This is a genomic window from Archangium sp. Cb G35 (assembly GCF_001896145.1).
GTDB lineage: Bacteria > Myxococcota > Myxococcia > Myxococcales > Myxococcaceae > Archangium > Archangium violaceum.
This window is the reverse complement of record NZ_MPOI01000019.1, coordinates 198,278-219,413: the sequence shown is the minus strand read 5'-3', so window position 1 is coordinate 219,413 and position 21,136 is coordinate 198,278. Positions and strand designations below refer to the sequence as shown.

The window sequence follows — 21,136 nt, the reverse complement described above, 5'->3', positions numbered from 1 at the left end:
GGCGAGGTTCCCCCTGTTCCAGGTCAAGATCGATCAGTCGAACGCGCTCGTGGAGATCACTCTGGAAGGGTCCATCCGCGCGGAGGAGATGCAGCAGTTCGTCGAGCAGGCCGTGAGCGCCGTGAAATCGCTCGCCGGGGACGGACGGACCGTCAAGGCCCTGGGCGACCTGCGCCAGCTGCGAACCACCTCTCCCGAAGCCGCGGAGGTGCTGCGCCAGGGCCAGGCGGACGCGATGAAGGCCGGCATGCGGCGGATCGCCGAGGTCGTCGGCAGCGAGATCACCGCGCTCCAGCTCAACCGCATCGCGCGCGGCAGCGGCATGGACCGCATCCTCCGCCGCTTCCATGACGAGGCCGAGGCCCGCTCCTGGCTCCTCGCGCCCGACGACGCGCTCGACGCCGCGTGACTCAGGCCCCCCGGGCCCGCTCGCGCAGCACCGTCCGCTCGATTTTGCCCATGGCGTTGCGCGGCAACGCCTCGACTCCCAGGAAACGCGCCGGCACCTTGAAGCCCGCCAGCGACTCGCGGCACCACGCTCCCAGTTCCTCCGGGAGGGGGGCTCCGTTGCGTGTCGCCACGAACGCCACCGGCACCTCGCCCCAGCGCTCGTCCGGGACCCCCACCACCGCCGCCTCCTGTACCACCGGGTGCGCCGCCAGCACCGCCTCCAGCTCCGCCGGGTAGATGTTCTCCCCTCCCCGGACGATCAGATCCGTCCGCCGCGACAGCACCGTCAGCCGGCCCCGCTCGTCCAGCATCCCCACGTCCTTCGTCCGCAGCCAGCCGTCCCGGAGCGCCTCGCTCGTGGCCTCGGGCCGGTTCAGGTAGCCCGCCATCACCGTGGGGCCTCGGACCTCGATGTCCCCTTCCCGCCGTGGCCCCAGGGGCTCGCCTCCGGGCCCCATGATGCGCACCTCCAGGCCCGGCAGGGGCCGGCCCGCCGTGCGTCCGTCGGCCTCGTCCGGATGCTCCGTCGTCACCTGCGCACAGGCCTCCGTCAGCCCGTAGGTCTGGAGCGCCAGGATTCCCGCAGCCCTCGCGCGGGCCAGCAGCGGCGCGGGTACAGGGCCTCCGCCGATCAGGGCACACCGGAACGTGGTGGGGACCCGGCGATCCTTTCGTGCCTCCAGCACTCGCTCCAGCGTGGTCGCCACGAAGCTCGCGTGCGTGACGCCTTCCTCGTCGATGGCCCGGTTGGTGTCCTCCACCTCGAAGCGCTCCCTCAGCACCAGGCAGCCTCCGTCGTACGCCGTGCGCGTGAGCATCCCCAGGCCCCCCACGTGGAAGAGAGGCAGTGTCCCCAGCCAGTGTGGCGCCGGGTGGGCGCCCAGGTTCGCCTCGGACGCCCGCGCCGAGGCCCGGAAGTTCCCCTCCGTCAGCACCGCCCCCTTCGGCCGGCCCGTCGTCCCCGAGGTGAAGAGGATGACCCGCGGGGTTTGTGTCTCCAGGGGCGCACAGTCGGGGACGGGGATTCGCACCGTGTCCGTGAAGGACTCGAGGGGCTCCGCTCCCGGGAGGCGATCCGCGAGTCCCGTGAGCGCCAGGGTGAGCTTCGGTGCCACGTCCTCGGACAGGGGCTGGAGCTCCGCCCGCGTGAGCCTCGCGTTGAGGGGCGCCAGGACCGCTCCCATGCGTCCGAGTGCGAAGAAGAGTTGGGCCACCGCCGCGTGGTTCGTCGCGAGCAGTGCCACCCGGTCTCCTGCCCGCACGCCTCTCGACTGGAGCGCGGCCACCCAGCGGCCGATCTCGGCGTCGAGCTCCCGGTAGGTCCACCGGTGGTTCGCGAAGGTGAGCGCCAGGGCCTCCGGCCTCGTCCCGGCGCCGGTTCGGATGGGACACGTCCACTGCATCAGTTCACTCCCAGGCCCGGCCTCCGCGGGAGCTGGATTCGGCCCCGCACTGGACGGAATGGATGATTCCCGGGCTCGTCCTTGAAGAGGTGCCCCACCCCGAGCCCCGATGCGTAGCTCCCCGACGGCAATGCCGCCGCCAGATGCGCCGCTCCCGCTCTCGCGATGACACCGTCGAGTGAGCTCGTGACGTAGGAGGCCATGCCTCGGCTCGCCGCCTCGCGCGCCAGTTTCAGGGTCGGTAGCAGCCCTCCCAGCACCATCGGCTTGAGCACCAGGATCTTCACCGTCCCGGGGTGGTTCAGGATGTGCTGTGTGGCCTCGGGCAGGGACAGTGATTCGTCCGCTGCCAGTGGGCAGGGCGTGTGCGCGGCGAGGCGAGACAGGGCCTCGGTGTTCTCGGGCGCCACGGGTTGCTCGCACAGTTCGAGATCGTAGTGGCTCAGAGCCTCGAGCGCCTCTCTCGCCTCTGGCTCCGTCCAGGCCCCGTTCGCGTCCACTCGCAGGCGGATGGTGGTGCCGACCGCGCTCCGCACTGCGGACAGTCTTGCGATGTCCTCTCTCAGCGGGCGTCCCGCGACCTTGAGCTTCAGTGTCTCGTAGCCCTCCGAAACCGCTCTTTTTGCTTCTTCCGCTAGCGCCTCCGGTGATGTGGATCCGAGGAGCGCGTTGACTTGGAGAGATGCTCTCGCGTCAGTCGAGAGCAGTTGGCTCAGGGGCACGTTCCGGCGCTGGGCCTCGAGATCCAGGAGCGCTTGTTCCACGGCGTGTCTCGCCGCGGGTGTCCGAGTGGGAAATGGAAATCCCTCACCCCAGCCCTCTCCCAGAGGGAGAGGGAGCAGACACGGATCCAGCCTGGGGTCCGTGGCACCCTCACCCCGTCCCTCTCCCGGGGGGAGAGGGGTGGTTTCTCGCAGAGGGGTGCTTGGGGTGGGTTTATGCAACGTCTCCAGGAGAGAGTTCAGCGCTCGCTCGCAGTCGTCCGGCGACTCCGTGCCGAACTCCTCCAGCGGCATCGCCTCCCCCTGCCCGACCCGCCCTTCCTCGTCCTCCAATCGCACCACGAATCCCTCTCGCGCCGCGTAGGTGCCCCTCGCCGTCTTCAGCGGGTTCACCATCTCCAGGCGCAGCGCGTGGAGGGCCGTCTTCGTGATGCGCATCGCCCTACCTCAGGTACAGCCCCACCGAGAACAGCAACCCGAACACCAGTTGAAGCTTCGCCGTCCCGCCCAGCGCCGGGTTCAATGCCGCTCCCTGCGCCCCCAGCACCAGCTTCAGCGGCGGCACCGCCACCGGCACGCTCAGCAGCGCCAACAGCACCCACGGACTCGCCAGCCCCAGGCCCCACATCGCCAGCGGGGTCGCGAACGCCGCCGCCAGCAGCACCACGTACTCCGCCTTCCCCGCCGTCGTGCCGAAACGCACCACCAGCGTCCTCTTCCCCGCCTTCACGTCCGTCGTCGCGTCCCGCAGGTTGTTCACCACCAGCAGCGCCGTGCCGATCGCCCCCACCGGAATCGCCGCCCACCACGCCGCCGGGCCCACCGTCAGCGCCTGCACGTAGTACGTCCCCGGCACCGCCACCATCCCGAAGAAGATGAAGACGAACACGTCTCCCAGCCCGTGGTACGCCAGCGGAAACGGGCCTCCCGTGTACGCGTACCCCGCCGTCACCGACGCCAGCCCGATCGCCACGATCGGCCAACCGCCCACCATCACCAGGTACACCCCCACCGCCACCGCCAGCCCGAAGCACGTCAGCGCGCTCGCCAGCACCACCCCGGGAGCAATCAGCCCGCTCTGCGTCACCCGCCGCGGCCCCAGCCGCTCCTCCGTGTCCGCCCCCTTCTTGAAGTCGTAGTAGTCGTTCGTCAGGTTCGTGCCGATCTGGATCAGCATCGCCCCCACCAACGCCGCCAACGCCGGCAGCCACCGGCCCACTCCCAGCCCGTACGCCAGCGCCGTCCCCACCATCACCGGCACCAACGCCGCCGTCAGCGTCTTCGGCCTCGCGGCCATCAACCACGTCTTCAGGGTGGGGCGCGGCGCCTCCACCGCGGGTGCTATCGCGTTCATGGAATGAATGGCTTTCGGCAGCTAGCCGTTGCCACCGGCCGCGCTCTTGTCGGGCACGGTGTCGGGCACGGCGTTCTCGAACTCGGGTGACTCGTACCAGGGCGTCTGCAGGAAGGAGAGCACCTCGCGCGCGTACTCCTCCGGCACTTCCAGATGCGGCGCGTGGGTGCAGTCCTCGAACGTGCGCCTCCACACCACCGGCAGATCCACCGCCATCCTCCGGGCGATCTGCGTGAACTTCTCGTCCTGCGCCCCCGTCAACAGCAGCGTGGGCAGCCGCTGGCGATGCAGCTCCGGCCAGTAGTCCGGCTGCACCGCCAGGCCCAGGCACTCCAGCGCCCCCACCAGCCCCTCCACCGTGCACTGGTTGCGCCGCGCCCGAAGCTCCGCCTGCTGCTCCGCCGGCAGCTTGCGCACCCCCGCGAACAGCGGCAGCGACTCCCAGTACTCCATGAAGGACGGCACGCCCTTCTGCCGCAGCATCGCCGCCAGCTGCGCGTCACTCACGCGCCGCTCCGTCCGCTGCACGCGCCGGTGCAACCCCGGCGAGCCGCTCTCCATGATGAGCCGCCCGAAGCGATCGGGATGGCTCAGCACCGCCGCCAGCGCGAAGCGCGCACCCTGCGAGTAGCCCAGCAGGTTCGCCTTCGGCTCCCCCACCTCGTCCAGCACCCGGATCACCGCCTCGATCGTCTCCAGGAAGCCGTCGCGTCCCGTCCTCGTGGGCAGCGGCGTCTCCCCGTGTCCCGGCAGATCCACCGCGATGGCGCGCACCTTGCTGCTCATCAACGGGCGCAGGTGATCGAACGCCGACCGGTTCCCCGTGAAGCCATGCAGGAGGAGGAGCGGGTACGGACCCTCTCCCCACGTCTCGTACGCCATCTTCAGAGCCATGGGCCTTCTCCCAGTGCGGCCGCCATCCTCGCGAACAGCTGCCGGTGCAGATCCACGTTCCTCGCCCGCTCCGCCACCTTCACTTCAATGAGGTGGACCCCGCCCTTGAGCCCTTCGGCCACGGCCGACCGCAACGACGCGGGCGAATCCGGACGCCGGAAGCGGGCCTGGTAGAGCGCCGCCGCGTGTGACAGGTCCACCCCGTGCGGTGTGCCCCACAGCGGCTCGTAGTGCGACTTCGCTCCCTCGGCCTGGGCGATGGGCAGGAAGGAGAAGATGCCTCCCCCGTCGTTGTTCACCACCACCACCGTCAGGGGCACCCCGCCGCGGCGCGCCGTCAGCAGCCCGCCCACGTCGTGCAGGAAGGCCAGATCTCCCGTCAGCAGCACCGTGGGCCGCCCCGACGCCGCCGCCACCCCGAGCGCACTCGAGATGATGCCGTCGATGCCATTGGCGCCCCGGTTGGCCAGCACCCGCAGCCCCCGGCCCATGGACGGCGCGAAGGCGTCCACGTCACGAATGGGCATGCTGCTGGACACGAAGAGGTTCGCCCCGTCCGGCATTGCCGCCACCACGTCGTGCGCGATGCGCATCTCCGTCAGCGACGGATCCTCCGAGAACGCCGACTCCAGCGCCGCCCGCGTCCACTGCTCGGCCCACAGGAAGCTCCGCGCCCAGGGGCCCAGGCCTCGCGAGAGCCCCTGTCCCAGCGCCTCGCACGCCGCCACCGCCGAGCCCTCCACCACCCGCGACGCGCGATGCACCGGATCGAAGAGCCCCCCCTCGTCGCTGAAGACCACGATCTCCGCGCCCGAGTTGTCGATCCACGCCTGCGGCCCCTTGGGCGTCAGGCCCCCTCCGAAGCGCAGCACCAGCTCCGGCCGGTGCGCCCGGGCGAAGGGCTCGTGCCGCAGCATCGCGTCGTAGAGCGACACCGTGGCCGGGCCGCCGCCATAACGCGCCTGGGAGGCGGCCTCGGCCAGCACCGGGTAGCCGGTGGCCTCGGCCAGCGAGGCGATCGCCTCCGCGAAACCGTCGTTCTCGTCCCGGGGTCCGCAGACGATGACACCCCGCTCGGTGGCGGCGATGCGTGCGCGAATCTCCTCCAGGACCTTCGCATCCGGCTGGCGCGCCGGCGGGACGATGCGCGTCAGCGGCGCTCCCGGCCTGCCCTCCCGCGCCAACGAGGAGAGGTGCCTGGCATCGAAGGTGCCCGGCGTGGGCGCGAGCGGCTCGCGGAACGGCACGTTGAGATGCACCGCGCCCCGGGGCGCCCGCGAGGCCACTGCCACGGCCCGGGCCGCGGTGGCACGCAGGTGCACCAGCGCCGCATCGTCCGCCTCCGGCATGCCCACGTCCGCGAAGAATCGCGCGAAGTCCCCGAAGAACCGCGCCTGCGGCACCGTCTGCGGCGCGCCCCACCCCTGAAACTCGAGGGGCCGGTCCGCCGTCAGCACCACCAGCGGCACCTGCGACATGAACGCTTCGATCACCGCCGGGTAGAAGTGCGCGCCCGCCGTTCCGCTCGTGGCCACCAGCACCACCGGCATCCTCGACTGCTTGGCCAGGCCCAGCGCGAAGAAACCAGCGCTGCGCTCGTCGATGACGGACCAGGTACGCATCCCGTCCATCCGGGCACATGCCAGCGCCAGGGGCGAGGAGCGCGAACCCGGGCACACCACCGCGTGCCTCACGCCTCCCCGAACCAACTCCTCCACCAATGCCCGCGCCCACAGTTGATTCAGGGTGGCGTCAGACATGTCCTCCTCCGAGCGCACGCAACATGGCCAGGCTCTTCATCTCCGTTTCGCGCCATTCCGCCTCGGCGCTTGAGCCCGCCACGATACCAGCACCCACGAAGAGTCGAGCCTGGGATCCCTTGATGCGTGCCGAACGCAGCGCCACCATCTGGTGCGCCCGCCCGGGTCCTACCCATCCGACCGGTCCCGCGTACCAGCCCCGATCCAATGCCTCGTGCTCCACCAGGAACTCCAGTGCGCGTTCCCGGGGGGTTCCTCCCACCGCCGGTGTGGGGTGCAGCGCCGCCACCAGCTCGGCCACCCCCACTCCCTCGCGCAGCTCGGCGCGGATGCCCGTTCGTAGGTGCACCACGTTCTTCAACGTGAGCAGCGCCGGCTCCGCGTCCGCGTCCAGTTGCTCGGTCAGCGGCTTGAGCGCCCGGAGGATGTAGCGCACCACCGCCTCGTGCTCGCGGCAATCCTTGTCGCTTCCGCCCAGCGTCCCGGCCAACGCGGGCGCCGCCGAGCCGGCCAGGGCCTCCGTCTCCAGATGACGCCCCTCCACCCGGCACAGCGTCTCCGGCGTGGCTCCCACGAAGGCCGCTCCGTCCGGCGCCCGGAAGAGGAAGGTGGCACAGCGCGGGTTCTGCTCGCGCAGCCGGGCCAGCACCTCCACGCGATCAAAGGAGGACTCGCCCTCCACCTCCACCGCCCGGGCCAGCACCACCTTCTGGAGCCCCCCGGCGTTGATCGTCTCCACCGCGCGCTCCACCCGCCCCTCGAAGTCCGGCCGCGACGAGACCAGCCGCAGCGCCTGCACGCCGTTGCGGGACTGCCGGGTCCCCGCGGGGAAATTCGCGCCCACCCGCGCCAGCAGCGAGCGCACCACGTCCTCGGCTCCGGGGCCCTCGGGCGCGAAGGCCGCCACCATCAGGCCCGGGCCCTCGCGCCACACCATCACCTCCGGCAGCGTCCACCGCCCGAAGCCGAACGCCCCCCACCCCGTGTCCCCGCCCGCCGTCGAGAAGCGCATGCCGCCGAGCCAGGGCCCCGGCAGCGCCGAGGGCGCCTCGCCCAACCACCGCACCGAGTCCAGCGCCGACAACTCCTTCAGTACCGCCTGGGCCCGCGCCCCACTGTCGGCCTCCACCGCGGCCGCCTCGCCCCACCCGGCCATCGCCTCGCCCGCCAGCGGGCGCTCCCAATAGACGGACGGCTCTCCCAGCACTTCCGCCCCCGCGAGCGGATCCACCGCGGCCAGGGACAATGTCCCCGCCACCCAGTGGCCTCCGTCAGCGCGTCCGAGCGTCGTCATCTGCGGTCCTCTTCGAGATCGCGCCACCAGCCGAGGCAGCAACCTCTTGTTGTTCTGTACGGCGGTTTGGCTATACAAGCATCACGGGGTTCAAAACAACGTGAACTCCACAGACATCGGGAGTCGGCCGTGAGCGGCAAGCCAGGTGAGGACGGCGGAGGACCGCCAAGAGAAGGTACGCCTCGGGTGGCCCGGGCCTGGAAGCCCCAGGGCACGCGCGTGCGTGTGGGACAGGTGGAGGTGGGTGGCCCTGGTTTCGTGGTGATGGCGGGCCCGTGCGCCGTGGAGGGCATGGAGCAGACGGAGCTCACCGCCTCCTCCGTGGCCGCCGCCGGTGCCCACGTCCTCCGGGGTGGGGTATTCAAGCCTCGCACCAGCCCCTACTCCTTCCAGGGCATGGGAGAGCCCGGCCTGCGCGTGCTGGCCGAGGCGGCGCGCAAGGTGGGGCTGCCCATCGTCAGCGAGGTGATGGAGTCCACGCAGATTCCGCTGATGGAGGACTATGTGGACGTCCTCCAGGTGGGCGCGCGCAACATGCAGAACTTCCCGCTGCTGCGAGCGCTGGGGAAGACGCGCAAGCCGGTGCTGCTCAAGCGTGGCCTCGCGGCCACGTTCCAGGAGTGGCTGCTGGCGGCCGAGTACGTGCTCGACGGTGGCAACGATCAGGTCATCCTCTGCGAGCGCGGCATCCGCACCTTCGAGACGGCCACGCGCAACACGTTGGATCTGGCGGCGGTGGCGTTGGCGAAGCAGCGGACGCACCTGCCGGTCATCGTGGATCCATCGCACGCCACGGGCGAGCCGGAGCTCATCCAGCCCATGGCGCTGGCGGCGGCGGCGGCCGGGGCGGACGGGCTGATCATCGAGGTGCATCCCCGGCCCGAGCAGGCCCTGTGTGACGGGCAGCAGGCGCTCACACCGGAGCGATTCCAACAACTGATGCGGCGGCTGCCGGGTGTGCTGGCCGCCGTGGATCGTCACCTGTGGATGCCGGAGCTCCCGGCCCAGGTCGCGGGGGCTCGATGAGCGCCGAAGTCCAGCGGATGTTCTTCTCCATCGCCACGCGGTACGACGTGACGAACGAGGTCCTCTCCTTTGGCATCCACCGGCTGTGGCGGCGCACGGCCGTGCGGCTCAGTGGCGCGCGGGAGGGCAGTGCCGTCCTCGACTGCGCCACCGGCACCGGAGATCTGGCGCTGTCCTTCAAGCGCCAGGTGGGCGCCTCGGGCCGGGTGGTGGGCACCGACTTCTGCAAGGAGATGCTGGACCACGCTCCGGCCAAGGCCGCCCGCGAGGGGCTCCCGGTGGAGTTCCAGGTGGCCGATGCCATGGCGCTGCCCTTCGCGGACGCCAGCTTCGACGTGGCCTCCATCGCCTTCGGCATCCGCAACGTGGATGACCCGGTGAAGTGCCTGAAGGAGATGGCCCGGGTGGTGCGCCCCGGCGGCCGCGTGGTGGTGCTCGAGTTCGGCCAGCCCACGGGCCTCTTCGGTGGCCTGTTCCGCCTCTACAGCAAGGTGATCATGCCCACCATCGGTGGCCTGCTCACCGGCAACCGGGCGGCCTACGAGTACCTTCCTCGAACCTCCGCCGCTTTCCCGGCTGGTGAGAAGTTCCTCTCACTGATGGAGCAATCCGACTCCTACAAAGAAAGGGTGGCCCATTCGATGATGTTCGGGACATCTTACGTCTATGTCGGGACCGTCCGCTGAGCAGCACCAACTCGTCCAGCGCATCCTCGGAGCCGTGGATCCACGGCTCTCGCCAGCGCTGAGGGAAGAGCTCGCCCGGCCTGGTCCCCGGCTCCTGCCCACGCCAGGGCAGACGGTGGCCATCGCCGGGCATCGCTCCGCGGGCAAGACGCGCCTGCTCCCGCTGGTGAGCGCCCTGCTGGACAAGCAGGGAGTGGATCTGGATGTCGAGCTCGAGCGCCGCTCGGGCCGGAGCCTCCGCGATTGGGTGGCGCAGGACACCAACGGCTTCCGCGAGGCGGAGCGCGGCCTGTTCCTGCAGCTGCCTCGCGGCTCCGTCGTCGCCTTGGGCGGTGGCTTCCTCTCGCATCACCCGGAAGCGCTCCAGTCCTGCTACACCCTGCTCGTGCCCATCTCCTTCGAGACGTACCGCGAACGGCTCCTCGCCGACAAAACGCGCCCCCGGCTGCGTCCCGGTATGTCACTGGAGGAGGAGCTGCACTCCATCTACCACCAACGCCAGGTGCTCCACGCCGCCGTCCCCACGGTGGGCCTCGCCGATTTCCTGCGCGCCTTCGCTTCCTCCGGGAGCCCGTCATGACGGCCCGTCGCGTCGTCACCCTCCCCCCGAGCCTCCGCGGCCCCGACGCCCTGAGCTTCGCCACCGAGGCCCGGAGCCGGGGCGCCGATGTGCTGGAGGTGCGCACGGATCTCCATCCCGCCGACGCGGTGGATGCCGCGGCACTCGCGGGCGTGATGGAGCTGCTCGTGTCCGAGCGCGGCACGGCGCTGCCTCCCGCGTGGGTGGCCGCCGCCCGCTGGGTGGATCGGGATGTCGTTCATGCCGGGGATCTGGCCGCTCCGGCCGGGAAGCTGCTGGCCTCGCACCACGCCGAGCGGCCCCTGTCCACCGAGGAGGCCCTTCGTCTGTGGGACGTGGCGCTTCCGGGTGGCTCCCTGGTGAAGCACATCGAGCCGCTCGGGGTGGAGTCTCGTGAGCGGATCTCCGTGCTGCTGGAGACCCAGGCCCGGCTGAAGGCTCGTTTCGGTGATGGGCGGGTCACCGTTCTCGCGATGGGGCCCACGGCGCTTCCCGTGCGCGCCGTGCTCGCCCGGCGCAATGTGCTCGATTACGTCGCCGTGGGCGGTGATTGGAAGGCCGCTCCGGGACAGAGGTTGCTCGCGGATGCAACCCGGGAAGCGCGGCACCCTCACCCCGTCCCTCTCCCGGAGGGCGAGGGGAAATTGAGCAGGTTGGCGATCCTGGGGACCTCGATCGTCCACTCGCGCTCGCCTCGCATCCACCGTCAGCCCTTCGATCGCATCGACATCCCCGAGGACGCTCCCGTCGAGGCCCTCGTCGACGCCCTCCTCCCCCACTACCGCGGCTTCGCCGTCACCAGCCCCTTCAAGATCCGCCTCGCCCGGCACACCGGCTCGCCGCTCGACGCCATCAACACCCTCGTCCGCCGCCGCGACCGCTGGGAATCCTTCAACACCGACACCGCCGGCGCCCGCTCCGTCCTCGAGCGGCTCGGAGCCCGGGACGTGTTCGTCCTCGGTGACGGAGGGGCCAGCGCCGCCATCCGCGTCGTGGGCACCGAAATGGGCTGTCAGCTCCGCTTCCTGCGCCGCGCGGAAATCGCTGGCCCCCTCTCCGGCCCTGGCATCTGGACCTGGCCGGATCGCATCACCCCACCCGACACCCTGCGCTTCGAGGGCGCGCGCGTCGCCGTCATCGCCTATGGGGCGCCGGCACGTCGCATCGCCACGGAAATCACCCGCCGCGGAGGGACTCCGCTGCTCCTCGGCGCGGCCTGGTTCATCGCCCAGGCCCGACAGCAGCGAGCCCTCTGGGAGACCGCTTCATGAACACGATTGGTACCCTCTTCCGCCTCACCACCTTCGGCGAGAGCCACGGCCCCGCGCTCGGCTCCATCATCGATGGTTGTCCGGCGGGCATTCCCCTCGAGCCCGCGCTCATCCAGGCAGCGCTCGACCGCCGCCGTCCCGGCCAGTCCGCGCTCGTCACCGCGCGCGCCGAGCCGGATCAGGTGGAGATCCTCTCCGGTGTCTTCGAGGGCAAGACGCTCGGCACGCCCATCGCGGCCATCGTGCGCAACACGAACCAGCGCTCCGGGGACTACGACAAGCTCAAGAGCGAGGACCGCCCCGGCCACGCCGATGCCGTCTGGCGCGAGCGCTTCAAGCACCGCGACCACCGCGGCGGTGGGCGCACCAGCGGCCGGGAGACGCTCTGCCGTGTCATCGGTGGCGTCGTGGCCGAGGCCTACCTCGCCCAGGCCTTCCCCGAGCTGCGCACCGTCGCCTGGGTATCGCAGGTGGGTAACCTGACGTCCGCCATTCCCGCGCCCGGCCTCACCCGCGCCATGGTGGATGAACACCCGACCCGCTGCCCGGATCCGGTGGCTCGCGAGGAGATGTCCAAGCGCATCCTCGCCGCCAAGGAGGCCGGAGACAGCCTCGGTGGGTGCATCGACATCCGCGTCGAAGGCGTCCCCGTGGGTCTCGGCGAGCCCATCTTCGGCAAGATGAAGTCCCTGCTCGCGCACGCGCTGGGCAGCGTGGGCGCCGTCACCGGCGTCGTCTGGGGCCCGCCGGATCTGCTCTCGCGCATCGAACAGCCCGGCAAGGTCTTCCACTCGCAGAAGGACACCTACGGCGGCATCCAGGGTGGCCTGGCCAATGGCGAGCCCGTGGCCGTGCGCGTCTACTTCAAACCTCCCGCCACGCTCGCGGAGCACGCGAAGTCCGGGCGTCATGATCCCTGCATCATGCCGCGCGCCGTCCCCGTGCTGGAGTCCATGGTCTCGCTCGTGCTGGCGGACCTCATCCTTCAACTCAACGCCCGGCCCCACTCCGAATGATCCAGCTTTCTCCTGGAGCCTACCGCCACGCCACCGACCGGTGGGGCTCCTTCAAGCGTCTGTGCGCCACCCTTCCCGAGGGCAGCTTCGCCGTCGTGGATCGCCGGGTGGCCCGTCTGCACCCCACCCTCATTCCCGCCCTCAAGGCACGCAAGCCCCACACCATCGTGCAGCTCGCCGGCGGTGAGAGCGCGAAGACCTTCGAGGCCCTGGAGCAGTTGATGGCCGCGGGCCTGTCGATGCCGCGCTCGGGCACGCTGATCGCCATCGGTGGAGGCACCATCGGTGACGTGTCCACGGTGGCCGCGCACCTGCTGAAGCGGGGCGTGCGGCTGGTGCAGGTGCCCACCACGCTGCTGGCGGCGGTGGACAGCAGCCTCGGCGGCAAGGGCGCGGTGGACATGACCGTGCGCGGCCGTGTGGTGAAGAACCCGGTGGGCGTCTTCCACTACGCCGACGAGGCGTGGCTGTGCCCCGAGCTCTACGAGAGCCTCTCGGACACGCAGATCCGCGAGGGCTCGCTCGAGGCCTGGAAGATGGTGGCGAGCCTCGACGAGGAGCTCTTCCGCGCGTACACGCGCCGGGCCCCCTCGCTGGAGCGGATGGTGAAGGACGCGCGGCGCCTCAAGGAGTCCGTCTGCGCGCAGGATCCGTACGAGCACGAGGGCCTGCGCCGGGTGCTCAACTTCGGCCACACCTTCGGCCACGTGCTGGAGAGCGTCTCGCACTTCGAGCTGTCGCACGGGGACGCGGTGGGCCTGGGCATGCTGTGCGCGCTGGACGTGGGGCGCGCCATGGGCATCACCCCCGAGGACGTGGCCTGGAGGGTGGAGGACGCGCTGCACCAGGGGCCGGGAGTGCTCGGCCGGGAGCGGACGGCGGACCTGCTCGAGGGCGCGGCGATCAAGGACGTGATGGCCCTGCTGGCCGCGGACAAGAAGACCGGAAGCGCGGGGGAGTTGCGGATGGTGCTGCTCACCGACGTGGGCCGCGCCGAGGTGCGTGACGTCTCCGCGGACGTGTGGCGCGCACTGTGGCCGGCCTGGAGCCGAGGAGTTCGCCCATGAGTCAGATTCACGTCGATTCGAGCCAGCTCACCCCGTCGGTCCTCACGCCGCCCATCTCCAAGTCGGACGCGCAGCGGGCGCTGGTGCTGGCGCACCTCACGGGCACGTGGCCCCTGCCCGTGCTCCAGGAGGAGCCCGAGCACTTCCTGGCCGCGGACGTGCGCGTGCTGACCCGGGGCATCAACACCCTGCGCCAGCCGCCCGGCACCGTGCGCGACGTGGATTGCGCGGACGGTGGAGCCCCCTTCCGCATCTTCGTCACGCAGGCCGCGGTGACGCCGGGCACGCACGTGCGCATCACGGGCACGCCCCGGCTCGGCGAGCGGCCCCATGGCCCCCTCTTCGAGTCCCTGCGCGAGGCGCTCGGCCCCTCGGGGCTGGTGCTGAAGGAGGGCAACCCCTGGCCGGTGGAGATCAAGGCGCCCGACCGCACGGGAGAGCCCGTCTTCCGTGTGCCGGGAGCGCAGAGCAGCCAGTACGCCTCCAGCCTGCTGCTGGGCTGCGCGGCCCTGTACCTGCGCGAGCGCCGCCCGTGGCGGGTGGAGATCATCGGCCCGCTGACGAGCGCGGGCTACCTGGAGCTCACCGTCTCCTGGCTGCGCCGCTTCGGCTTCACGGTGCGGGAGCAGGAGGGCCGCTTCGAGGTGACGGACTACCGGGCCCCCGAGCGCACCCCGGCGATGCCGGGTGACTGGTCCTCCCTGGGTTACCTGCTGCTCATCTCCTGGCGCACGGGAGGGAGCGTGGAGCGGGCGGACCTCGACAGCGCGCACCCGGACCAGGCGCTGGTGCGGCTGGTGGAGCGCGCGGGGCTGAAGGCGGTTCCCGGAACGGGCCCCAACACCCTGCGGATGACGGGGACGGCCCGGGACGGTCTGGTGGCGTCGGGGACGGAGTGCCCGGACCTGCTGCCCACCCTGGCCGCGCTGGCGTTGGTGCTGCCTCGCCCCTCCACCCTCACGGATGTGGGAGTGCTGCGCCTCAAGGAAAGCGACCGGCTGGAGGGAATACGCACCCTGGTGTCCGCTTTTGGAGGCTCCACCCACCTGGAGGGCGAGACCCTGACAATCCACCCTCCTACCTCCCATCCGCAACGCTTCTCCATGGACAGCCGGGGGGATCACCGCCTGGCCATGGTCGCGGCTACGCTCTCTGTTCTATCCGGTGTGCCCCTCTCCCTCACCGGACCCGAATGCGTGGAGAAGAGTTTTCCGGGCTTCTGGCGGCAGCTGGAGCGCACAGGGGTTCGTCTCACGTCTTGAAACGGGCGCGGCCCGGGGAGAACGCGGCCTCCCCGGGTGCGGTTCTTTTTTGTTGAAAGCGCTCCGCCGCATGTGAAAAGTCCCGCTCATGTCAAAGGACACGCTGACCATCACGGACAACCGGACCGGGAAGACGTACGAGGTCCCGATCGAGAACGGCTGCATTCGGACCAACGCCCTGCGGCAGATCAAGGTCTCGGAGGAAGACTTCGGCCTGATGGGTTACGACCCGGCGTTCCTGAACACGGCCAACTGCAAGAGCGCCGTCACCTTCATCGACGGTGACAAGGGCATCCTCGAGTACCGGGGCTACCCCATCGAGCAGCTCGCGGAGAAGTCGTCGTTCATCGAGGTGGCCTACCTCCTGCTCAACGGCGAGCTCCCGACGCCCAAGCAGCTCGAGGAGTTCAACTACCTCGTCACGCACCACACGTACGTGCACGAGAACATCAAGTCCTTCATGGACGGGTTCCGCTACGACGCGCACCCCATGTCCATGCTGTCCTCCACGGTGGCGGCGCTCTCGGGCTTCTACCCGGACGCGAAGAACACCAAGGACGAGCGCAGCCGCCGCATCCAGATGACGCGGCTCATCGCGAAGATGCCCACCATCGCGGCGTTCTCCTACCGCCACAGCATGGGCCTGCCGTACGTCTACCCGGACAACGATCTGTCCTATGTGGGCAACTTCCTGGCGATGATCCGGAAGATCGGCACCACGACGTACAAGGTTCACCCGACGCTGGAGAAGGCGCTGGACGTGCTCTTCATCCTGCACGCCGACCACGAGCAGAACTGTTCGACGACGTCGGTGCGCACGGTGGGCTCCTCCGAGGTGGATCCGTACTCGGCGGTGTCGGCTGGTATCTCGGCGCTCTACGGCCCGCTGCACGGCGGCGCGAACGAGGCCGTGCTGCGCATGCTGCGCGAGATCGGCCACGTGTCGAAGGTGCCGGACTTCATCAAGGCGGTGAAGGGCGGCGAGGGTGAGAAGAAGCTGATGGGCTTCGGTCACCGCGTGTACAAGTCGTACGATCCGCGCGCGAAGGTCATCAAGCGGGTGGCGGACGAGGTCTTCGAGATCACCGGCAAGAACCCGCTGCTGGAGATCGCGTTGGAGCTGGAGAAGATCGCGCTGCAGGACGAGTACTTCGTGAAGCGCAAGCTGTACCCGAACGTGGACTTCTACTCGGGCCTCATCTACGAGGCGATGGGCTTCCCGGTGGAGATGTTCCCGGTGCTGTTCGCCATTCCGCGCACGGTGGGTTGGGTGACCCAGTGGGAGGAGATGGTGAAGGATCCGGAGCAGAAGATCGCGCGTCCGCGTCAGGTCTACACGGGCTCCAAGCGCCGCGACTACGTGGCGATGAAGGACCGCAAGTAGTCACAGTGCCAGTCTGACCAGACAACCCCTCTCCCCTCGGGAGAGGGCCGGGGTGAGGGTGCCAGGGACCACGGGTTCCGATCACCCTCTCCCTCTGGGAGAGGGCCGGGGTGAGGGTCAATGGACCCGCGCCTTGGCCCTCTTGGCGTTTCAGGCCCCCTACCCCGCCCGGGCGGAAACGGAGGGCTCGCCGGAGTACAGGGACTCGATGAGGTCCTTGTACCGGGCCTCGATGACCTGACGGCGCATCTTCATGCTGGGGGTCAATTCGCCGTTGGAGACGGAGAAGTCCTCGGCGAGGACGGCGAAGCGCTTGATGGTCTCGAAGCGGGCCAGGCGGGGGTTCACCTCGCGCTCGATGGCCTCGTGCAGGTGCTGGCGCAGGCGGGGATCTGCGGCGAGGGCGGAGAGATCCTCGGGCCAGCCGTTCTGTCGAGCGAGGGCCCGGGCGCGCTCGGGGTCCAGGGTGAGCAGGGCCACGAGGTAATTGCGGCGCTCGCCGAGGACGAGCGCATGGCCCACGGGAGCCACGGCCTTGAGGAGCAGCTCGATGGGCGCTGGAGCGGTCTTCTTGCCGCCGGAGGTGACGAGGATCTCCCTCTTCCGGCCGGTGATGTGGAGGAACCCCTCGGAGTCGAGGTGGCCCACGTCGCCCGAGTGCAGCCAACCGTCCTTGAGCAGCTCGGCGGTGGCGCCGGGGTCCTTGTAGTAGCCCTGACACACACCGCCGCCGCGCACGAGGATCTCCCCGTCATCGGCGATCAGGACCTCCACGCCCAGCAGGGGCCGCCCGAGCGTGCCCAGGCGCGTGGCGTCGGGGGTATTGAGGGTGGTGGGCCCGCTGACCTCGGACTGGCCGTAAACCTCGCGGATGATGATGTCGAGCGAGGCGAAGAACTCGAGCACGTCGCGGCCGATGGGGGCGGCGCCACTGCAGAAGAAGTGGGTGCGGTCGAAGCCCAGCTTCGAGAGCAGGGCCGGGAAGACGGTGCGCTGGGCGAGCTGGTACTGGCTCTCCAGGAACAGCGGCACGCGCTCGTGGCGCAGGACGAGCGCGTTGCGCTGGACGGCCACCCCGCGGGCCCAGCCCACGACTCCCTGCCGGGCGGTGGGCAGCTCGCGGAGGGCCTCCTCCAGCCGGCCCTTGAGCTTCTCCCAGACGCGGGGCACGCCGAAGAAGACGGTGGGCCGGGCGTCGCGCAGATCCTCCGGCACCTTCTCCAGGGAGCGCGCGAAGTACACCTCCGCGCCGACGAGGAGGGGGGCATGGATGCTGAGCATCTGCTCGGCGATGTGGGCCAGGGGCAGGTACGACAGGAGCACCTCGTCGTCCCCGGCCATGCGGGTGGCGCGCATGAGCTGCGTGGCCGTCCAGACGAGGTTCTGGTGGCTGATCATGACGCCCTTGGGGTTGCCCGTGGTCCCCGAGGTGTAGATGAGGGTGGCGAGCCCCCCGGGCTGGAGGGCGTTGACGGCGTCCCAATAGGGCCCCTCGTCGATGCCGGTGCCGCGCGCCAGCACCTCGGCGTAGCTCAGCACCCCCTTGGGGAGCGGGGCCTCGGGGGGATCCAGGACGATGATGTGGCGCAGCCGGGGCACCCGCTCACGCACGGCGAGGGCGATGGCCAGGTGTTGCTCGTTCTCCACCACCAGGTGGCCCGCCTCGCAGTGGTCCACGAGGTACTGGATCTGCTCGGGGCTGCTGGTGGTGTAGACGCCCACGGGGACGCCCCCCAGGGCCATGGCGGCCATATCCGCCACCAACCACTCCTCGCGGTTGAAGGACAGGAGGGGCAAGGTGTTTCCCCGCTGGAAGCCCAGCGAGCGCAACCCCAGGGCGAAGCGCTTCACCCGGGTGGCATATTCGTGCCACGAGGTGGGCACATACGTGCGTCCCTTGCGCGTCCACAGTGCCGGACGGTGCTGCCGCCGGCTGGCCTGATCCTGGAGCGCATGCACCATCGTCCTGGGAGTGTCCATTGGGATTCCGAGGCTACTGAAACCGGGTGACGGCTCTCCACGGGCGTTGACAGGTCACCAGAGCCCTATGTATTCCGCGCCACGCACATGACGATCGATCTGACTTGCCAGAAGTGCGAGGGCACCTTCGAGCTGGATGTTCAGGATCTCATTGATGGCACGGAGAAGCTCGCCTGCCCTCATTGCAGTCAGAAGGCCCCCACCAACATCCAGGAGGACTTCGTCTCGGCGCTCACCGAGATGCGGACCCAGGTGGCCGCGCTGGGCAAGCGCTTCGCCGTCTCGCTCGCGCTGGAAACCGAGGATCTGGAGGACGAACTCGACGAGGACGAGGAGTCTGACGAGGACGAGGAGTCCGACGACGAGGAGCTCGACTTCGACGAGGACGAGGACGTCGAGGACGAAGAGGACTACGACGAGGACGAGGACGAGCGCTGACGCTCGCCCGTCTACCCCGCCCTATCGTTTTTCGCGGGGAGCGGTTGGTGTGAGGCTGGGGAGCAGGCGGGCACGAATCGGAGCCCTCCCGCCCCTGACGCACATGCACACGTTTGCAGGGTGAAAACGTCCATCCCTGCAGCTTTCGTCCTGGCTCCGCTGTCCGCTGCGCTGCTCGCCCTGGGTGTGCTGTTCCTCCCCGGCTTTGGCGCTCCACCCGCGCACGCGACCGCAGCGCCGAAGGACAGCGAGGCCTGCGTTCCCAAGCAGGGAGGAAACCCCGCCGCCTGTAAGGAGTTGGTGCGCCTCCAGGTGCGGGACGTGATTCCACTCGTCGAGGCACAGACGCACGCGGTGGTGCTCACCACGGAGGACGGGGCGCTGGTGTTGCCCATCTTCGTGGACGAGTCGGCCGCGGTGGCCATCGCCTTCCGGCTGGCCCACCTGAGGCCGCCACAGCCGCTCTCGCAGGATCTGCTCGGCTCGGTGGTGACGGAGCTGGGCGCCAAGGTGACCGAGGTGCGCATCGACGATCTGCGCGATGACATCTACACGGGCCGCGTCTTCCTCGAGCAGGGCAAGCGCAAGGTGACGCTGGACGCGAGGCCCTCGGACTCCATCGCCATGGCGCTGGATGGAGAGGCCCGCATCATGGTGACGCGCAAGGTGCTGGACGAGGCCGGCATCAGCCGCGAGGAGATCGACGCACTGCGCGAAGGCGGCCCGGGCGTGGGCGGGAGCGGAGACCCCAACATGATGGACGAGCCGCTCGACATGGAGCCCATGGATCCGCACCAGGGCCTGCCGCCGCCGGGCTTGGCTCCGAAGCTGGCGCCCAAGACGGACGAGATCAGCCTCTAGCGAGCACGTCAGTGGAACCCCGCAAAGGCGAAAGCCCGGCCCCCCCTCCAGGGACGCCGGGCTTTCTCGCGACGTAGGCACGAAGCCGTGAAACCAATGACTGCTCCCGCCGACGCCGTCGCTGTCGCCCGCGTTGGCGCCAAGTATTCTCAAGGACGCAAAGCTGTCAAGGCGGCGCCGGGCGCCTAGGATGTGCGCCCATGCGCAAGGCGAAGATCATCTGCACGCTGGGACCGTCCTCCGACTCGGCCGAGGTCATCGAGGAGCTCATCCGCTCCGGGATGAACGTGGCGCGGCTCAACTTCTCGCACGGCTCGCACGACCAGCACCGCCGCCGGGTGAATCTGATCCGCCGGGCCTCCAAGAAGCTGGGGCTGCCGGTGGCGATCCTCCAGGACATCCAGGGCCCGAAGATCCGCCTGGGCAAGTTCGAGGGCGGGTGCCTGGAGGTGAAGACGGGCCAGACGGTGGTGGTGACGACGCGGGAGCTGCTGGGGCACGAGAACATCATCCCCACGCCCATCCGCTCGCTGCCCAGGGACGTGGAGCCGGGGCACCCCATCCTGCTGGATGACGGGCGGGTGCGGCTGAGGGTGAAGAAGGTGCAGGGCAAGGACGTCACCTGCACGGTGGAACTGGGCGGGATGCTGAAGGACCACAAGGGCCTGAACCTGCCGGGGGCGCACGTGTCGGTGCCCACGATCACCGAGAAGGACGCGGAGGATCTGGCGTTCGGGCAGGAGGTGGGCGTGGACTACGTGGCGCTCTCCTTCGTGCGTACGGCGAACGACATCAAGGAAGCGCGCAAGCTGGTGGCGAAGCTCAACACGCCGCTGATCGCGAAGATCGAGAAGCCGCAGGCGGTGGCGAACCTGGAGGCGATCGCGCGCGAGGCGGACGGCATCATGGTGGCGCGAGGCGATCTGGGCGTGGAGATGCCGCTGGAGAAGCTGCCGGCGATCCAGAAGCGGATGGTGGCCACGGTGAACCGGATGGGAGGCCTGGTCATCGTCGCCACGGAGATGCTGGAGAGCATGGTGAACAACGCGAGGCCCACGCGCGCCGAGGTGTCGGACGTGGCCAACGCGATCCTGGACGGAGCGGACGCGGTGATGCTCTCGGGGGAGACGGCGGCGGGCAAGTACCCGGTGCAGGCGGTGGCCACCATGGCGCGGATCGTCGAGGAGACGGAGTCCGGGGTGGTGAGGAACATGGAGCATCCGCCCTTCCCGGACGCGAAGGACGACATCTCCACGGGTGTGGCGGCGGCGGCGGTGGCGGCGGCCGAGCAGATGAAGATCGGCACCATCGTGGCGTACACGGAGCGGGGCCTGACGGCGCGGCTCATCTCGGAGTTCCGGCCGACGGCGCAGATCATCGCGCTGACGCCGAACCCGGAGACGGTGAACCGGATGGCGCTCTACTGGGGAGTGAAGGCGCTGCAGGTGGGCCGGTTGCAGTCGACGGACGCGATGCTGCGTCAGGTGCGGCGGCTCTGCCGCGACGAGGGTCTCTGCAAGGTGGGCACGCCGGTGGTGATCGTGGCGGGCGTGCCACTCAACGAGCCGGGGCGCACCAACATGATGTCGGTGCACCGGATCTGATCCATCTCAAACTGACACATTTCCCCTCTCCCCCCGGGAGAGGGACGGGGTGAGGGTATCGGGGGCCCCAGGTTGAACCCGTGA

Annotated in this window: 19 protein-coding genes; 12 read left to right on the top strand and 7 right to left on the bottom strand. The window is 69.8% G+C overall.

The genetic code is table 11. The features are described 5' to 3' along the window. Nucleotides 1-49 precede the first annotated feature (49 nt). Nucleotides 50-409: an STAS/SEC14 domain-containing protein gene (locus BO221_RS45465; RefSeq protein ID WP_233166553.1), complete on the top strand. Its 360-nt coding sequence runs from the start codon at nucleotides 50-52 to the stop codon at nucleotides 407-409. Between the two features lies 1 nt (nucleotide 410). On the opposite strand, the gene menE is transcribed toward BO221_RS45465, so the two are convergent. Genes menE through BO221_RS45435 form a run of 6 tightly spaced genes read right to left on the bottom strand, consistent with a single transcriptional unit; the run spans nucleotide 411 to nucleotide 7,877 of the window. After that, entirely contained in the window at nucleotides 411-1,853 is a 1,443-nt protein-coding gene (gene menE / locus BO221_RS45460; RefSeq protein WP_073567178.1) for an o-succinylbenzoate--CoA ligase, read from the bottom strand. Continuing rightward, complete coding sequence (gene menC / locus BO221_RS45455; protein WP_369866137.1) at nucleotides 1,853-2,971, bottom strand: o-succinylbenzoate synthase; 1,119 nt, start codon at nucleotides 2,969-2,971, stop codon at nucleotides 1,853-1,855. Before menC ends, menE begins: the two co-directional genes overlap by 1 nt. Before the next feature lie 46 nt (nucleotides 2,972-3,017). After that, nucleotides 3,018-3,929 carry a 1,4-dihydroxy-2-naphthoate polyprenyltransferase gene (locus BO221_RS45450; RefSeq protein ID WP_073567176.1) on the bottom strand — a complete coding sequence of 304 codons (912 nt, stop codon included), beginning with the start codon at nucleotides 3,927-3,929 and terminating at the stop codon, nucleotides 3,018-3,020. A gap of 21 nt (nucleotides 3,930-3,950) precedes the next feature. Next, nucleotides 3,951-4,823 carry a 2-succinyl-6-hydroxy-2,4-cyclohexadiene-1-carboxylate synthase gene (gene menH / locus BO221_RS45445; protein WP_073567175.1) on the bottom strand — a complete coding sequence of 291 codons (873 nt, stop codon included), beginning with the start codon at nucleotides 4,821-4,823 and terminating at the stop codon, nucleotides 3,951-3,953. After that, the gene (gene menD / locus BO221_RS45440) at nucleotides 4,814-6,583 is read right to left on the bottom strand and encodes a 2-succinyl-5-enolpyruvyl-6-hydroxy-3-cyclohexene-1-carboxylic-acid synthase (RefSeq protein WP_073567245.1); all 1,770 of its coding nucleotides are present in this window, start codon (nucleotides 6,581-6,583) and stop codon (nucleotides 4,814-4,816) included. Before menD ends, menH begins: the two co-directional genes overlap by 10 nt. Next, nucleotides 6,576-7,877 (bottom strand): isochorismate synthase MenF, encoded by a 1,302-nt coding sequence (locus BO221_RS45435; protein WP_073567174.1) that lies wholly within the window; start codon nucleotides 7,875-7,877, stop codon nucleotides 6,576-6,578. Before BO221_RS45435 ends, menD begins: the two co-directional genes overlap by 8 nt. Before the next feature lie 129 nt (nucleotides 7,878-8,006). On the opposite strand from BO221_RS45435, the gene aroF reads away from it, so the two are divergent. The 8 genes from aroF to BO221_RS45395 all read left to right on the top strand — a co-directional run bounded on the left by aroF (nucleotide 8,007) and on the right by BO221_RS45395 (nucleotide 16,169). Then, a complete protein-coding gene (aroF, locus tag BO221_RS45430) occupies nucleotides 8,007-8,903 on the top strand; it encodes a 3-deoxy-7-phosphoheptulonate synthase (protein ID WP_143196060.1) in 897 nt (298 codons plus the stop codon). Then, nucleotides 8,900-9,589: a bifunctional demethylmenaquinone methyltransferase/2-methoxy-6-polyprenyl-1,4-benzoquinol methylase UbiE gene (gene ubiE / locus BO221_RS45425; RefSeq protein ID WP_073567172.1), complete on the top strand. Its 690-nt coding sequence runs from the start codon at nucleotides 8,900-8,902 to the stop codon at nucleotides 9,587-9,589. The genes aroF and ubiE overlap by 4 nt, the downstream gene beginning before the upstream one ends. Next, a complete protein-coding gene (locus tag BO221_RS45420) occupies nucleotides 9,570-10,169 on the top strand; it encodes a shikimate kinase (RefSeq protein WP_073567171.1) in 600 nt (199 codons plus the stop codon). Before ubiE ends, BO221_RS45420 begins: the two co-directional genes overlap by 20 nt. Further along, the gene (locus BO221_RS45415; RefSeq protein WP_073567170.1) at nucleotides 10,166-11,440 is read left to right on the top strand and encodes a shikimate dehydrogenase; all 1,275 of its coding nucleotides are present in this window, start codon (nucleotides 10,166-10,168) and stop codon (nucleotides 11,438-11,440) included. Before BO221_RS45420 ends, BO221_RS45415 begins: the two co-directional genes overlap by 4 nt. Further along, on the top strand, nucleotides 11,437-12,456 hold the full coding sequence (aroC, locus tag BO221_RS45410; protein WP_073567169.1) for a chorismate synthase: 1,020 nt from the start codon (nucleotides 11,437-11,439) through the stop codon (nucleotides 12,454-12,456). Before BO221_RS45415 ends, aroC begins: the two co-directional genes overlap by 4 nt. Then, a complete protein-coding gene (locus tag BO221_RS45405) occupies nucleotides 12,453-13,523 on the top strand; it encodes a 3-dehydroquinate synthase family protein (RefSeq protein WP_073567168.1) in 1,071 nt (356 codons plus the stop codon). Before aroC ends, BO221_RS45405 begins: the two co-directional genes overlap by 4 nt. After that, nucleotides 13,520-14,785, top strand: a complete 1,266-nt coding sequence (locus BO221_RS45400; RefSeq protein ID WP_073567167.1) for a 3-phosphoshikimate 1-carboxyvinyltransferase — start codon at nucleotides 13,520-13,522, stop codon at nucleotides 14,783-14,785. Before BO221_RS45405 ends, BO221_RS45400 begins: the two co-directional genes overlap by 4 nt. Before the next feature lie 88 nt (nucleotides 14,786-14,873). Continuing rightward, nucleotides 14,874-16,169: a citrate synthase gene (locus BO221_RS45395; protein ID WP_073567166.1), complete on the top strand. Its 1,296-nt coding sequence runs from the start codon at nucleotides 14,874-14,876 to the stop codon at nucleotides 16,167-16,169. 159 nt (nucleotides 16,170-16,328) lie between these two features. Here BO221_RS45395 and BO221_RS45390 read toward each other — a convergent pair whose 3' ends face one another. After that, nucleotides 16,329-18,149: a long-chain fatty acid--CoA ligase gene (locus BO221_RS45390; RefSeq protein WP_233166552.1), complete on the bottom strand. Its 1,821-nt coding sequence runs from the start codon at nucleotides 18,147-18,149 to the stop codon at nucleotides 16,329-16,331. 87 nt (nucleotides 18,150-18,236) lie between these two features. On the opposite strand from BO221_RS45390, the gene BO221_RS55685 reads away from it, so the two are divergent. From BO221_RS55685 to pyk, 3 genes are all read left to right on the top strand, one after another. Beyond that, nucleotides 18,237-18,587 carry a hypothetical protein gene (locus BO221_RS55685; protein ID WP_043408008.1) on the top strand — a complete coding sequence of 117 codons (351 nt, stop codon included), beginning with the start codon at nucleotides 18,237-18,239 and terminating at the stop codon, nucleotides 18,585-18,587. 120 nt (nucleotides 18,588-18,707) lie between these two features. Beyond that, nucleotides 18,708-19,448 carry a bifunctional nuclease family protein gene (locus BO221_RS45380; RefSeq protein WP_073567165.1) on the top strand — a complete coding sequence of 247 codons (741 nt, stop codon included), beginning with the start codon at nucleotides 18,708-18,710 and terminating at the stop codon, nucleotides 19,446-19,448. Between the two features lie 200 nt (nucleotides 19,449-19,648). Continuing rightward, a complete protein-coding gene (gene pyk, locus BO221_RS45375) occupies nucleotides 19,649-21,052 on the top strand; it encodes a pyruvate kinase (protein ID WP_073567164.1) in 1,404 nt (467 codons plus the stop codon). Nucleotides 21,053-21,136: the final 84 nt, after the last annotated feature.